This window comes from Geodermatophilus sp. SYSU D01105, from assembly GCF_054050095.1.
Genome location: NZ_JBJGYR010000028.1, coordinates 13747 through 27524 on the forward strand (window position 1 = coordinate 13747; position 13778 = coordinate 27524).

13 protein-coding genes are annotated in these 13778 nt (G+C 75.9%); 10 read left to right on the plus strand and 3 right to left on the minus strand.

Annotation, left to right across the window (positions count from 1 at the left end; genetic code table 11):
- Positions 1-65: 65 nt before the first annotated feature.
- From ACI79I_RS21345 to ACI79I_RS21355, 3 genes are read left to right on the plus strand one after another with little or no spacing between them, the layout of a single operon-like run.
- Positions 66-1754, plus strand: coding sequence for a PP2C family protein-serine/threonine phosphatase (locus ACI79I_RS21345; RefSeq protein WP_456994327.1), 1689 nt, complete (start codon positions 66-68; stop codon positions 1752-1754).
- A 59-nt stretch (positions 1755-1813) separates the two neighbouring features.
- Positions 1814-2590, plus strand: coding sequence for a cyclase family protein (locus tag ACI79I_RS21350; RefSeq protein ID WP_456994328.1), 777 nt, complete (start codon positions 1814-1816; stop codon positions 2588-2590).
- Positions 2587-4236 (plus strand): thiamine pyrophosphate-binding protein, encoded by a 1650-nt coding sequence (locus ACI79I_RS21355; RefSeq protein WP_456994329.1) that lies wholly within the window; start codon positions 2587-2589, stop codon positions 4234-4236. Before ACI79I_RS21350 ends, ACI79I_RS21355 begins: the two co-directional genes overlap by 4 nt.
- A gap of 109 nt (positions 4237-4345) precedes the next feature.
- On the opposite strand, the gene hppD is transcribed toward ACI79I_RS21355, so the two are convergent.
- Positions 4346-5551, minus strand: a complete 1206-nt coding sequence (hppD, locus tag ACI79I_RS21360) for a 4-hydroxyphenylpyruvate dioxygenase (protein WP_456994330.1) — start codon at positions 5549-5551, stop codon at positions 4346-4348.
- Positions 5552-5708: 157 nt separating this feature from the next.
- Here hppD and ACI79I_RS21365 point away from each other — a divergent pair, with 157 nt between their 5' ends.
- The gene (locus tag ACI79I_RS21365; protein WP_456994331.1) at positions 5709-6251 is read left to right on the plus strand and encodes an Lrp/AsnC family transcriptional regulator; all 543 of its coding nucleotides are present in this window, start codon (positions 5709-5711) and stop codon (positions 6249-6251) included.
- On the opposite strand, the gene ACI79I_RS21370 is transcribed toward ACI79I_RS21365, so the two are convergent.
- Positions 6227-7450 (minus strand): MFS transporter, encoded by a 1224-nt coding sequence (locus ACI79I_RS21370; RefSeq protein ID WP_456994332.1) that lies wholly within the window; start codon positions 7448-7450, stop codon positions 6227-6229. The genes ACI79I_RS21365 and ACI79I_RS21370 overlap by 25 nt on opposite strands.
- Positions 7451-7534: 84 nt before the next feature.
- On the opposite strand from ACI79I_RS21370, the gene ACI79I_RS21375 reads away from it, so the two are divergent.
- The 6 genes from ACI79I_RS21375 (at position 7535) to ACI79I_RS21400 (ending at position 12193) form a co-directional block, all read left to right on the plus strand.
- On the plus strand, positions 7535-7879 hold the full coding sequence (locus ACI79I_RS21375) for an STAS domain-containing protein (RefSeq protein WP_456994333.1): 345 nt from the start codon (positions 7535-7537) through the stop codon (positions 7877-7879).
- 53 nt (positions 7880-7932) lie between these two features.
- Positions 7933-8457: a gamma carbonic anhydrase family protein gene (locus tag ACI79I_RS21380; protein ID WP_456994334.1), complete on the plus strand. Its 525-nt coding sequence runs from the start codon at positions 7933-7935 to the stop codon at positions 8455-8457.
- A 96-nt stretch (positions 8458-8553) separates the two neighbouring features.
- Positions 8554-9081, plus strand: a complete 528-nt coding sequence (locus tag ACI79I_RS21385) for a hypothetical protein (protein ID WP_456994335.1) — start codon at positions 8554-8556, stop codon at positions 9079-9081.
- Positions 9082-9187: 106 nt separating this feature from the next.
- The gene (locus ACI79I_RS21390; RefSeq protein WP_456994336.1) at positions 9188-10216 is read left to right on the plus strand and encodes an ATP-dependent 6-phosphofructokinase; all 1029 of its coding nucleotides are present in this window, start codon (positions 9188-9190) and stop codon (positions 10214-10216) included.
- A gap of 391 nt (positions 10217-10607) precedes the next feature.
- On the plus strand, positions 10608-11870 hold the full coding sequence (locus tag ACI79I_RS21395) for a hypothetical protein (protein WP_456994337.1): 1263 nt from the start codon (positions 10608-10610) through the stop codon (positions 11868-11870).
- Positions 11855-12193, plus strand: a complete 339-nt coding sequence (locus ACI79I_RS21400; RefSeq protein WP_456994338.1) for a hypothetical protein — start codon at positions 11855-11857, stop codon at positions 12191-12193. The genes ACI79I_RS21395 and ACI79I_RS21400 overlap by 16 nt, the downstream gene beginning before the upstream one ends.
- Before the next feature lie 124 nt (positions 12194-12317).
- Here the strand turns inward: ACI79I_RS21400 and ACI79I_RS21405 are convergent, their stop codons facing one another.
- Positions 12318-13736 carry a selenium-binding family protein gene (locus ACI79I_RS21405; RefSeq protein WP_456994339.1) on the minus strand — a complete coding sequence of 473 codons (1419 nt, stop codon included), beginning with the start codon at positions 13734-13736 and terminating at the stop codon, positions 12318-12320.
- Positions 13737-13778 lie beyond the last annotated feature (42 nt).

The following is a 13778-nucleotide window of genomic DNA, read 5'->3' on the forward strand; positions in this document are numbered from 1 at the left end:
CCCGTCGGCGGGCGTACTGTGCCTGCGTCACGCAGGGGAGTGCCGGCCGAGGTGATGGGGACGTCGTGAGCGATGCGGTCGGGTCCTCCCCGCGCGCCGTGGGCGGGGGCGGCCGTCCGCGCGCATCCGCGGTGTTCGACGCGGACTGGACCCTCGTCTCGGTCGACCAGGCCACCGCCGACCTCTTGGGGCGCCGCCGCGAGGAGCTGGTCGACCGCAACATCTGGATCGCCCTGCCCGAGCTGGCCGGCACGATCTTCCACAGCTTCCTGCTGCACGCGCGCAGCGTGGCGGAGCGCGTGACGTGGCGGGGCTTCTACCCGCCGGCGGAACGCTGGCTCGACGCCACCGCCGTGCGCGTCGGCGACCGCCTGCACGTCTCCCTGCGGGAGAGCGCCGGCCCGCTGCCGGACGGCGACGTCCTCCCCGAGGACGACGCCCGCGCGGCGGAGGCGGCCGAGGACGACCGGCTGCGCTTCCTCGCCGAGGTCAGCGAGTCGATGATCAGCACCCTCGACGCCGGCGAGTCGGTCACGAAGCTCGTCCGCCTCGTCGTGCCGCGGCTGTGTGACTGGGCCGCCGTCACCGTCCTCACCGACGAGGGCCGGCCATCGGAGGCGTGGGCGCACGCCGATCCCCGGCGCGCGGCGGACCTCGCCCTGTACATGCAGGGGCGGGTGCAGGGCCCGGCCCGCGAGGACGACCCGATGGCCGTCGCGCTGCTCACCGGTGAGCCGATCCAGGTGACCAGCATCGACCCGGACCTCATCGCCCCCACGCTGCCCACCGACGAGGTCCGCGCGGCGTGGCAGCGCCTCGACGCCCGGTCGCTCACGATCGTGCCGCTGCGCGCCCGGGCGGAGACGTTCGGCGCGCTCGGCCTGGTCAACAGCTCCGGACGGCCGCCGCACGGGGAGATGGAGATCGCCACCGCGGTCGAGGTGGCCCGCCGCGCGTCCCTGGCGATCGACAACGCGCGGCTCTACGGCCGCCAGCTGAAGGTCGCGGAGACCCTGCAGCGCAGCATGCTCACCCCGCCGCCGCAGCCCGACGACCTGCAGATCGCCGTCCGCTACGTGCCGGCGTCGAGCACGATGCACGTCGGCGGCGACTGGTACGACGCCTTCCAGCAGCCGGACGGCGCCACGCTGCTGGTGATCGGGGACGTCGTCGGCCACAACGTCGACGCCGCGGCCACGATGGGCCAGCTGCGGAGCATCCTCCGCGGGATCGCCTACGACCGGCAGGAGGAGCCGGCGCGCATCCTCACCCGCGTGGACTCGGTCCTCACCGGCCTGCACCTCGGCGCGCTGGCGACCGCGCTGATCGCCCGCATCGAGCAGACCCCGGAGCAGGCGCGCGAGGGGCGGCGCACGCTGCGCTGGTCCTCGGCGGGGCACCTGCCGCCGCTGCTGCTGTGCGCCGACGGCACCGTCCGGGTCCTGCACTCCCGCCCCGAGACGCTGCTGGGGGCGGAGTCGACGCGCCCCCGGACCGACTGGGTGGCCGCGGTCGACCCGGGCGACACGCTGCTCTTCTACTCCGACGGCCTGGTGGAGCAGGGGCGCAGCTCCATCGACGACGGCACCGACCGACTGGTGCGGGTGGTCGAGGAGGTGGGGGTGGCACCCGTCGACGAGCTGTGCGACGCGCTGCTCACCCGGATCGTGGGCTCCCGGCCCGACGACGACGTCGCGATCGTGGCCGTCCGCTGCGACCCCGAGGGGGACGGCGGACCCGCAGCGGCCTCCTGACCTGCGGGTGCGGCATGCTCGGCCCCACCACCCGCCCTCGTGGAGCAGAAGGGACCGCCATGTCGATCCTGTCCGGGTTCGCCGCCGCCCTGGCCGCCGGGAGCATCGAGGTCGTCGACCTCACCGCCCCGCTGTCGGCGGAGACGCCGGTGATCGCGCTGCCGCCCGAGTTCGCCCAGACGGCGCGCTTCGAGCTGGAGGAGCTCTCCCGGTACGACGACCGCGGCCCCGCCTGGTACTGGAACAACTTCCGCACCGGCGAGCACACCGGGACGCACTTCGACGCGCCCAACCACTGGGTGACCGGTCAGGGCGGCGAGGACGTCGCGTCGGTGCCGGCGCGGCGGCTGATCGGCCCGGCCGCGGTGCTGGACCTCTCCGCCGAGGCGGCCGCGGACCCGGACTTCCTGCTCGAGGTCGACCACGTCCGCGCGTGGGAGGCCGAGCACGGCCCGCTGCCCGAGGGCGGCTGGTTGCTCTACCGCACCGGCTGGGACGCCCGCAGCGCCTCCCAGGAGGAGTTCCTCAACGCCGACGACACCGGCGCGCACACGCCCGGCATCTCCCCGGCCTGCGCCCGGTGGCTGGCCGAGGAGGCGCCGGTGATCGGCGTCGGGGTGGAGACCGTGGGCACCGACGCGGGCGCCGCGCACTCCTTCGACCCGCCCTTCCCGTGCCACGCGGCGCTCATGGGCAGCGGCAAGTACGGGCTCACCCAGCTGCAGAACCTGGCCGCGCTGCCGCCCACCGGCGCGGTGCTCGTGGCGGCGCCGCTGCCGATCGTCTCCGGCTCCGGCTCGCCGGCCCGGGTGGTCGCGCTGGTCGAGCGGGGATGAGCGCCCGCACGACGGTCGCCGAGGCGGTCGGGGCCGCGCTGGTCGGCTGCGGGGTGGAGGCGGTCTTCGGCGTCGTCGGGTCGGGCAACTTCGCCGTCACCAACGCCATGGTCGCCGCCGGCGCGCGGTTCGTCGCCGCCCGGCACGAGGGCGGCGCCGCGACGATGGCCGACGCGCACGCGCGGATGACCGGCCGGCCCGCGGCGCTCAGCGTGCACCAGGGCTGCGGGCTCACCAACGCGCTGACCGGGATCACCGAGGCGGCCAAGAGCCGGACACCGCTGGTGGTGCTCGCCGCCGAGGCGTCCTCGCCGCAGTCGAACTTCGCCGTCGACCAGGTCGCGCTCGCCGCCGCGGTGGGCGCGGTGCCCATGCGGGTCACCTCCGCCGGGGACGCGCTCGACCAGGTGGCCGCCGCGGTCGCCACCGCGGTGCACGGGCGGAGGACGGTGCTGCTCAACCTGCCGCTGGACGTGCAGGTCGACGTGCTGCCGGTGCCGCCCGGGCCACCGCCGCTGCCGCCCGCGCCGCAGCCGGGGGTCACCCCGGAGCACGTCGAGCGGCTGGCGCACGCGATCGAGCACGCCCGGCGGCCGGTTTTCGTGGCCGGCCGCGGCGCGCGCGGCCCCGGCTGCCGAGCGGCGCTGGAGGCCCTGGCGGAGCGCAGCGGCGCGCTGCTGGCCACCTCCGCCGTCGCCAAGGGGCTGTTCGCCGGCAGCCCCTGGTCGCTGGACGTCTCGGGCGGCTTCGCCTCCCCGCTGGCCGCCGAGCTCATCGGGGGCGCCGACCTGGTCGTCGGCTGGGGCTGTGCGTTGAACATGTGGACGATGCGGCACGGCCGGCTGATCGCCGACGGCGCGGTCGTCGTCCAGGTCGACGACGACCCGGCGGCGCTCGGCGTCCACCGGGACCTCACCTTCGGTGTGGCCGGCGACGTGCGGGCGACGGCGGAGGCGGCCGTGGCCGCGCTCGGCCAGCGGACGGCGACCGGCTACCGCACCCCCGAGGTGCGGACGGCGATCGCCGAGCGGGTCCGCTGGCGCGACGTCCCGTTCCCGCCGGCGGAGCGCCCGGGCCGGATCGACCCGCGGACCCTGACCATCGCGCTGGACGACCTGCTGCCTGCGCAGCGGGTGGTCGCCGTCGACTCGGGCAACTTCATGGGCTACCCGAGCATGTTCCTCGACGTCCCCGACGAGTTCGGGTTCTGCTTCACCCAGGCGTTCCAGTCGGTCGGGCTCGGGCTGGCGACGGCGATCGGCGCGGCGCTGGCCCGCCCCGACCGGTTGCCGGTGGCGGCGCTGGGCGACGGCGGCGCGCTCATGGGGGCCGCGGAGCTCGAGACCGTCGTCCGGCTCGGGCTGCCCATGGTGGTCGTGGTCTACGACGACGCCGCCTACGGCGCCGAGGTGCACCACTTCGGGCCGGAGGGGCACCCGCTGGACACGGTGCGCTTCCCCGACGCGGACCTGGCCGCTATCGCCCGGGGCCACGGCTTCGAGGCGGTCACCGTCCGCGGCGTCGAGGACCTCGCTGCGGTGGCCGCCTGGGTGGCCGGCCCCCGCACCGCGCCGCTGTTCCTCGACGCCAAGGTGGTGGCCGACGAGCCGTCGTGGTGGCTCGAGGAGGCGTTCCGCGGCCACTGACGGCCTCGTGAGCATCGCAGGGAGCGCCAGCGACCGAGGAGCGGAGCGAGGCCGGGAGGGGCCAGGGAGCGCGGCCACTGACGGCCTCACAACGGGGGAGGAGCGCGGCTCAGAAGTTGCCGCGGCGGGCCTGCTCGCGCTCGATCGCCTCGAACAGCGCCTTGAAGTTGCCCTTGCCGAACCCCAGTGAGCCGTGCCGCTCGATCAGCTCGAAGAAGACGGTGGGCCGGTCGCCGGTCGGCCGCGTGAAGATCTGCAGCAGGTAGCCGTCCTCGTCGCGGTCGACCAGGATCCCGCGCGCCTGGAGCTCCTCGACCGGCACCCGCACCTCGCCGATGCGGGCACGCAGTCCAGGGTCCTCGTAGTAGGAGTCGGGGGTGGAGAGGAACTCCACGCCCTCGGCGACCATGGCGTCGACGGTGCCCAGGATGTCGTCGGTGGCCAGGGCCACGTGCTGCGCTCCGGGACCGCCGTAGTACTCCAGGTACTCGTCGATCTGCGAGCGCTTCTTGCCGACCGCGGGCTCGTTGAGCGGGAACTTCACCCGGTGGTTGCCGTTGGCGACGACCTTGCTCATCAGCGCCGAGTAGTCGGTGGCGATGTCCTCGCCGACGAACTCGGCCATGTTGGTGAAGCCCATGACCCGGTTGTAGAAGTCCACCCAGCGGTCCATGGCGCCGAGCTCCACGTTGCCCACGACGTGGTCGATCGCCTGGAACAACCGCCGCGGGGCGCCCGGCCGCTTGACGAACGACGACGTCCGGGCGACGTACCCGGGGAGGTACGGGCCGGAGTACCGGGACCGGTCGACCAGGGTGTGCCGGGTCTCGCCGTAGGTGGCGATCGCGGCCAGCCGCACCGTGCCGTGCTCGTCGGTCACGTCGTGCGGCGCCTCGAGCACCGTCGCGCCCTGGGCGGCGGCGTGCGCGGTGCACCGGTCGACGTCGGGGACGGCGAGGGCGATGTCGACGATGCCGTCGCCGTGCCGGCGGTGGTGGTCGGCCAGCGGGCTGGCCGGGTCGTAGGCCCCCTGGACGACGAACCGCGCGGCGCCCGAGGTGAGCACGTAGCTGCGGGAGTCGCGGTTGCCGGTCTCCGGCCCGGAGCAGGCGACCAGGTCCATGCCGAAGGCGGACTGGAAGAAGTGCGCGGCCTGGGTGGCGTTGCCGACGACCCACACCAGGGCGTCCCAGCCACTGACCGGGAACGGGTCGGCTGCCGGGTCGTGCTCGACCAGCCCGACCAGCTGGCGCAGCTCCTCCAGGGTCAGGTTGGCGAGCTCCTCCTCGTCGGTCAGCGTGTGCTCGAGGCTCATCGTGTGCTCCCGGGTGCTCCGACCGGTCGTCCCGGTCCCTCGATGGTGCACCCAGCTCACCTCTCGGCCGCGGGGGTGGGCAAGATGTCTCGACCGGACTGGCCGATCCGCCCAGATCCGCGGTCACGAGCCGGCTCCGGCTGTCCGGTCTGCACACGTGAACGGCGTCACAGGGGAGGTGGCGGTGGGGCAGCAGCTGGACGCCCTCGACCTGGCGGTGCTGGCCGCCCTCACCGAGCAGCCCCGCGCCGGGGTGCTCGAGCTGTCGCGCCGGCTGGGGGTGGCGCGGGCGACGGTGCAGGCGCGGCTGCGCCGGCTGGAGGAGTCCGGGGTGGTCACCGGCTACGGGCCGGACGTCGACCTGGCCGCCGCCGGCTACGGCGTCCAGGCGTTCGTGACGCTGGAGATCGCGCAGGGCGCGCTGGAGGAGGTCACCGCCGACCTGCGGGCGATCCCCGGGGTGCTGGAGGCGCACGCCACCACGGGCTCGGGCGACGTGCTGTGCCGGGTCGCCGCCGAGTCGCACGGCGCGCTGCAGGAGACCCTCGTGCGGCTGGGGCGCTCGCCGTCGGTGGTGCGCTCGACCAGCGTCGTCGCGCTGTCGGAGCTGGTGCCGCGGCGGGTGCTGCCGCTGCTGTCGGCGGGGACGCCGCGCCCGGCCGGCCGCGCCCCCGGCTACCGGGGGACCGCCGCGCCCTGACCCGCCGTCCGCGGCAGGGCCAGCGCCCCGAGCAGGCCCAGGCCCAGCACGGCGGTGGTGACGGCGAAGGCGGCCTGGTAGGAGATGGCGTCGGTGAGCCACCCGGCGGCCAGGGGGCCCACGATCCCGCCCAGGTCGGCCGACATCTGGAACACCGCGACCACGCGGCCGCCCCGTGCCGGGCTGACGTCACCCACCAGTGCCGCCGGGACGCTGGCCAGCAGCGAGGCGGCCAGCCCGAAGGCCGCCATCGACAGCAGGAAGGCGCCGGTCGCCGGCGGCAGCACCAGCACAGCCGTCGACGCGGTCGCCAGCGACGTCCCGAGGAGCAGCGACGGGCGCCGTCCCCACGTGTCGGCCAGCCGGCCGGAGCGCAGCAGTCCGAGGGCCTGGGCGAGCGAGCCGGCGAGCAGCCCGGCGCCGGCCCAGGCGACCGTGCGGCCGAGCTCCTCGGTGACGTAGAGCGGGACCAGCGAGTTGCGGACGCCGAACAGCACCCACCCCACGCCGAGGTTGGCCAGCAGGGCCGCCACGTAGACCCGTGACCGGAACGCCGCGCGCAGCGGCAGCGCCCGGGTCGTCAGGTCCGGGACCCCCGGGGTGGCAGCCTCGGCGGGTGGCGGTCCGGAGCGGAGGAACAGCACCCCGACCCCACCGGCGACCAGCAGGAACCCGGCGTACAGCAGGAAGGGCAGGCGCGGGGAGAGCTCGGCCAGCAGGCCACCGAGCGCAGGCCCGGCGATGCCGCCGAGGATGAACCCGCCCTGGTAGGTCGCGGCGGCGCGACCCCGGTGCGACGGCGGGGAGGCGCGCAGCAGCAGCGACAGCGCGGCCACGGTGAACATCGCGCTGCCGATGCCGCCGGCGGCCCGCAGCCCGAGGAAGACCGGGAACGAGTGGGCCAGCCCGGCCAGCCCGGTGGTCACGGCGACCGTGGTCAGCCCGAGGGCGAGCACGGTGCGCTCGCCGAGACGCTCCACCAGCGACCCGCCGCCGAACGCGGAGACGAACCGGAAGAACGCGAACGCGCTGACCGCCAGCCCGACCGCGGTCGTCCCGACGCCGAAGGACCGCGCGAACAGCGGGATCGCCGGGGCCACGATCCCGAAGCCGAGCGCGACCACGAAGGCCACCACCGACAGCACCCCGACCTCGCGGGGGAGCGCCTCTGCGGAACGGGACCGGGACCACAGACGCACGGACGCCGATCCTCGCAGGTCGGCTCCGAGCGGACCGACGCGTCCCAGGTTGTCGCCGCGATCCGTACCGGTCACAGTGTGCGCGTGGGTGTCCTCCGGGGGGACGGGCACGAGCCGCCGAGCGGTTCGTTCGAGGTGGTGCACGAGACCGGCGGCCCGGTCCTGCACCTGAGTGGTGACGTCGATGCGCCGCTGGTCGCGCGCATGCAGTCCGACGGGCTGGACGTCGGGGAGCTCGTGGCGGTGCACGTCGACGGGCTGGGCTACATCGACTCCTCGGGGCTCGCGCTGCTGGTGCGCTGGGCCCGCTCCGCGGACGGGGCCGGGCGGCCCGCGGTCGTCCGCTGCGCCTCGCGGCGGTTCCGGCAGGTGCTGGAGCTCACCGGGCTGACGCCGATGTTCGTGCTCGAGGAGTCCGGCGGACCCTGACGCACCGGCCGGCCGCCGGGAGTGCCCGGGGTGGCGTGCCTAGGCTGCCCCGCGTGCCGTTGTTCTCCTTCGAAGGCCGCAGCCCGCAGGTGCACCCGGAGGCGTGGGTGGCGCCGACCGCGACGCTGGTCGGCGACGTCGTGGTCGAGGCCGGGGCCTCGGTCTGGTACGGCGTGGTGCTGCGCGCCGACTTCGGCCGCATCGTGGTCCGGGCCGGGGCCAACGTGCAGGACAACTCGGTGCTGCACGGGGGTGCCGACCCCGAGACCGAGGTCGGCCCAGGCGCCACGATCGGCCACATGTGCGTCGTCCACGGCGCCGTCATCGGGGCCGAGGCGCTGATCGGCAACGGCGCGACGGTCCAGGACGGCGCGCGGATCGGCCGCCGGGCGCTGGTCGGCGCGCACAGCCTGGTGCCGCCCGGCGCGGAGGTGCCCGACGAGGTGGTCGCCCTCGGCGTGCCGGCCCGCGTGCGGGGGCCGCTGTCCGGCGGCGCCGCCCGCTGGGTCGACGGCAACCCGGAGATCTACCGGGAGCTGGCCCGGCGGCACGCCGCCGGCGTCACCGAGGTGCGCTGACCGGCCGGCGCCGTCCAGCGAACGCACAGGGAGCCTGCGGGCTCGGAACAGCCGGGCCGGTCACGGTGGTCGCAACCCGCGACACCGGAGGAGACCGTGACCCACCCCGACCACGCCCACAGCGGCTCCCGCTGGGAGCCCGCGCCGACCCCGCCTCCCGGGCAGGCCGCAGCGCCGACACCGCCCGCGCAGCCTCCCGCGGCGCCCTCGACCGGGACGCCGGCTGGGGCGTCGACGGCCGAGGTCCCGCAGTCGCCCGCCGGGTCGACGGCCGAGCCGCCGCAGGCGCAGACGCCCTCCTCCGGGATGCCCCCGTCCCCGGTCCCGGCTGCCGCGCGCACCCGCCGGGCCGGCCGCCGCCGCGGGGTCCTGGTCGCCGCGGCCGCCGCCGGCCTCGTGCTGGCCGGTGGGCTCGGCGGCTTCGCCGTCGGCGCCGCCACCGCCGGGGGCGGTGCTGCGGACAGCGCGGTGACGCAGACCGGGGTCCCGGGGCAGGACGGCGACTCCTCCGGCTCCGACCGCGGGATCCCGCCGGGCAGCGGGTACGGCGTCCCGCCCGGCTTCGGCGGCAGCGAGGACGGGACGACCGACGACGGGACCGGTACCACCGGCGACCCGGCGTGACCGTCGTCCCGGCGACGTGCGCGCCCTCCCGCGTGTCGGTTCGTCGTCATGTCGTCATGACGTATGGTCGACCGCGACCCGGCCCACGAACGCGAGGAGCCAGCCGGTGCGCATCGGGATCCTGACCGGCGGGGGCGACTGCCCCGGCCTCAACGCCGTCATCCGCTCCGTCGTCCGCACGGCGACGGCCCACTACGGCAGCGAGGTGGTCGGTTTCCGCGACGGCTGGCGCGGCCTGCTCGAGGACCGGACGACGCCGCTGGACGTCGCCGCCGTCGACGGGCTGCTGACCCGCGGCGGCACGACTCTCGGCTCGGCCCGGGTCGCGCCCGAGAAGCTGCACGCCGGCCTGCCGCAGATGACGGCCGTGCTGGCCGCTCACGGGGTCGACGTGCTCATCCCCATCGGCGGCGAGGGGACCCTCACCGCTGCCCACCTGCTCTCGCAGGCCGGGGTCCCGGTCGTCGGCATCCCGAAGACGATCGACAACGACATCGACTGCACCGACCTGACCTTCGGGTTCGACACCGCGGTCAGCATCGCCACCGACCTCATCGACCGGCTGCACACGACGGCCGAGTCCCACCAGCGGGTGCTGCTGGTCGAGGTCATGGGCCGGCACGCCGGCTGGATCGCGCTGCACGCGGGCCTGGCCTCGGGGGCGCACGTCACGCTGGTGCCCGAGGAGCCCTTCGACGTCGCCGAGGTGGCCAAGATCGTCGAGGACCGCTTCGCGCGCGGCGACACCCACGTCATCGGGGTCGTGGCCGAGGGTGCCCAGCCGCTGGAGGGCACGATGCTCATCCGGGACGGCGGCGTCGACGAGTACGGCCACAGGCGGTTCACCGGCGTGGCCCAGCAACTGGGCGACGAGCTGGAGCGGCGCACGGGCAAGGAGGTGCGCACCACCGTGCTCGGCCACGTGCAGCGCGGTGGCACGCCGACGTCGTTCGACCGGGTGCTGGCCACCCGCTTCGGCCTGCACGCCACGATCGCCGCCCACGAGGGTCGGCACGGTCAGATGGTCGCCCTGCGCGGCACCGAGATCGAGCTGGTGCCGCTGGCCGACGCCGTGGCGAAGCTGAAGACCGTGACGCCCTCCCGGTTGGCCGAGATCGGCGCCTTCACCGGCTGACGCCGCGTCGCTGTGCGAGGCGGCGCAGCTGCCGCTCCCACCCGTAGCGGGTCCTTGACCTGGTCTCCTGCTGTCCACAGCCCTCGTCGCGACACCGTGTTCGAACATGTGATCGAACACGTGGACGACGTCGCGCTCACCGGTCTGCCGGTCGGCTCGGCGACTCGGGACACCGACGAGACCGCCGCGCCGTCGGTGGGTTGGTCGGCCGGTCCGCTGGGGCGGGTGCAGGCCGCCGATCGGGAGATCGCCCGGGAGACCGCGGCGCGGGCGCGGGCGGTGGCCGATTTCGCCGCCAGCCGGCCCGCCGCGGCCGACCGGCCGCAGGGTGAGCGCGGCGCGATGTCGGCCGAGCGGTGGGCGGCGCGGCCGGAGGTGCTGCGGGCGGTGAGTGAGTGGGCGGCGCCGGAGCTGGCGCTCCAGGCTGAACCTGAGCGCGCACAGGGCCGAGGCCGAGCTGGAGCGCTCGCTGGTGCTGGTGCACCGGCTGCCGCGGGTGCTGTCCGCCCTCGAGTCCGGCCTGCTGCACGCGGGGCACCTGTGGTGCCTGCTCGAGCACGTCGCGCCGATCGCCGAGGACGCGCTGCGGGCGGCGGTGGAGGCCGAGCTGCTGGCCTGGATGGCCGGGCGGTCGGTGACCACGCCGGCGCAGCTGGGTGAGCGGGTGCGCCGCGTGGTCGCGCGGCACGCCGCCCGGGATGCCGCCCGGGAGCTGCGGGAGCGGGGGATCAGCGTGCGGCCGGAGCCGGTCGCGGGCATGGCGGCGCTGACCGTGGTCGCCTCGGTGGCCACGCTGCTCGGCGGCGACGCCCCCGGTGAGGTCGACGGCCAGGTGGTGCCGACGGAGATGGTCCGCCGGCTGCTGCGCGGCCTCACCGGCAACGACGCCGCGACCGGCAGCCCGGCCGGCGAGGTCGCCCTGGACGGCGGCCTCGCTGCTGCCACCGCAGACCTCCCGGACGGCGCCGGGCTCCTCGCCGGCGCCCGGCCGGAGCCGGCGGGCGAGCAGGCCGGGCTGGCACGCTGGTGGGCCGAGATGGAACGCCGGGTGCTGGCCGGCGAGCTCGGCGGCGAGCCCGAATGGCCTCCGGACCCCGCGCCCGCCGACCCGCCCGGGGGCTCGCCGCCCACCGACCCGCCGCAGGCGCGAGCCGAGGCCGGTGCCGGCTGCGAGGCCGACCCCGACTGGGATGCCGACCTCGTGGCGCTGACCGATCCCGATCCACCCGCCGACCGCGACCAGCCACCACCGTCCAGCGGCTGGTGGGTGGCCGCCGACCGGGCGGTGGAGGACGCCGGCGCGGCGGTGCACGCCGCGGCGATGGCGCTCGGCCACGCCCAGCGGCTGCTGCACACCGCGCAGGCCGCTGACGCCGCCGACGAGGCCGCGTGGACCACCGGCCCCGGCGGGCAGCGCACCGCCGCTCCCGACACCCTCACCGCGCTCGCCGCCGCGAGCGCCGCCCCGCGCGGCGAGCTGGCCGCTCTGCTGGCAGCCACCGCCGGCGGGTTGGCCGACCGGCCCCGCCTGGCGCTGACCGACGCGGTCACCGGCGCGCTAGCAGCGCTCACCGACCTGCCCGGCCTGCGCCGCGCCGCGCACTGCGGCACCCGCGCCTGCCGCCGCCGGCCCGACCGGTGCCCCACCCCCTGACCGGCCGCCCCGGTCTGGGCGCTCCGGGCCCGACCGAGGGCTACCGGCCCGGCGCCGCCCTGGACCGCTACGTCCGCGCCCGCGACCGCCGCTGCCGCTTTCCCGGGTGCCACCGCCGCGTGCCCGCCACCGGCGAACTCGACCACGACCGGCCCTGGCCCGCCGGCGCCACCAGCGCGGCCAACCTGGTCGGCTACCGCACCACAGACCACCGCGGCAAACACCAGGCCCCCGCCTGGACCCACACCCTCGATCCCGACGGCACCCTGACCGTCACCACCCCCACCGGCCTGTCCGCGACCACCACACCACCGCCCTGCTGAGCAGCCGCAGGACGGGGGACGGCACGAGCGGGCGCCAACGGGCAGGGGTCGGCACGAGCGGACGCCAGCAGGGCAGGGGTCGGAGGGGTAGGGCTCGGGGGCAGGGGCTCAGCAGCAGCAGGACTCAGCGGTAGCAGTACGAGTCCGAGGAGGCGTCGCCGCCCTGCAGTCGCGTCTGGTGGGGCCGCAGGCCGCGCCAGTCCTCGCCGTGCGGGAAGAAGCGCTCGTCGAGGCTCATGCCGCCGTCCTGCGGATCGGCGTCGATCTTCGCCATCCACGAGCCGACGCCGGACGGGAAGAACTGGTCGTCCCACGCGCCGTAGAGGGAGTTGGTCACGTACACGCGCCGCCCGTCCCGGCTGACCTCGACCATCTGCGGACCACCGGCCAGCGGCTCGTCCGGCACAGCGGGGTGTGGGGTGCGCCGGACGATGCCGCCGAGGCGCACCGAGCCGACCTCCCGGGGTGCGGCGGGATCGGAGACGTCGAACTGCTTGAGCTCCCCGGTGCCCCAGCAGGAGACGTAGAGCATCCGGTCGTCGACCGACAGGTCGATGTCGGTGACCAGCGGCGGCACCGCGGAGAACGGCTCGAGCGCGGGAGGCAGGTCGTCGGGGTCGGCCGGCTCGGGCGGGATGGTGATGACCTCCTCGGCCCTCCACTGGTCGCCGTCGCGGAACCAGCGCCACACCGACGCCGACAGGTCGGCGGTGGAGACGGCCACGCCGACGAAGCCCCAGGTGGCGTCCGGGTCGTGCGAGGGCCGCAGTTCCAGCACCATCTGGTGCTCCGCCCCGAGGTCCACCGTCTGCCGGTGCCGGCCCTCCGCCAGGTCCCAGAAGTGCAGCTGGTGCCCGTACCTCCCGCCGAGGAGGAGCTCGGGCACCAGCCCGTCCTCCACCATGGACGGCGTGCCCCACTCGCTGGAGACCAGCGTGTTCTGGTTGAGGTGCCACCAGGCGTCGTAGGCCAGGTACTGCGGCCCCCGGTCGGTCTCCCACGCCCGCAGGACGTCGAAGGTCGAGTGGTCCAGGAGGGCGATCCCCCCGGGCCCGTCGCCGTCGTCCGCGCTGCCCAGGCAGGTGAGGAAGACGCCGTCCGGCCCGCAGTGGAGCGTGTGCGGCCGGGAGTAGCCGGCCTTCTCCGCCAGTTCCCGGGCCTCGATCGTCTTGTGCAGCGTGGGCCGGCGCGGGTCGGGCTGCGTGTCGTACACGTGGATGTTCGAGCTGCGCAGGCCGGGGAGGAGCAGGTAGCGGCGCTGCAACCCGTCGGAGCCCATGTCGTGTCCCTCGTGCCGGAGCGCGCTGGAGCAGGCGTTCCAGCCGAAGTGGTGCAGCTCGTCGCCGACGGTGGGCAGGTCCGCCCAGCCGACGATCTGCCCGTAGGTGGGGGAGTCCGCGTCGGTGTCGACGACGGTGAGCGCGTCGGGCCGCTCCCCGGCCCGGTCGAACGCGACGACGTAGGCCAGCCGCTCGGTCGGCGCGGCGATCGCCTCGGCTGCGCTGCGGTAGAAGGTGGGGTCGGTGCCCGTGGCTGAGCTCATCACGAGTCCTCCTCGACGGCGTGGGACGACCGACTCTCCCGC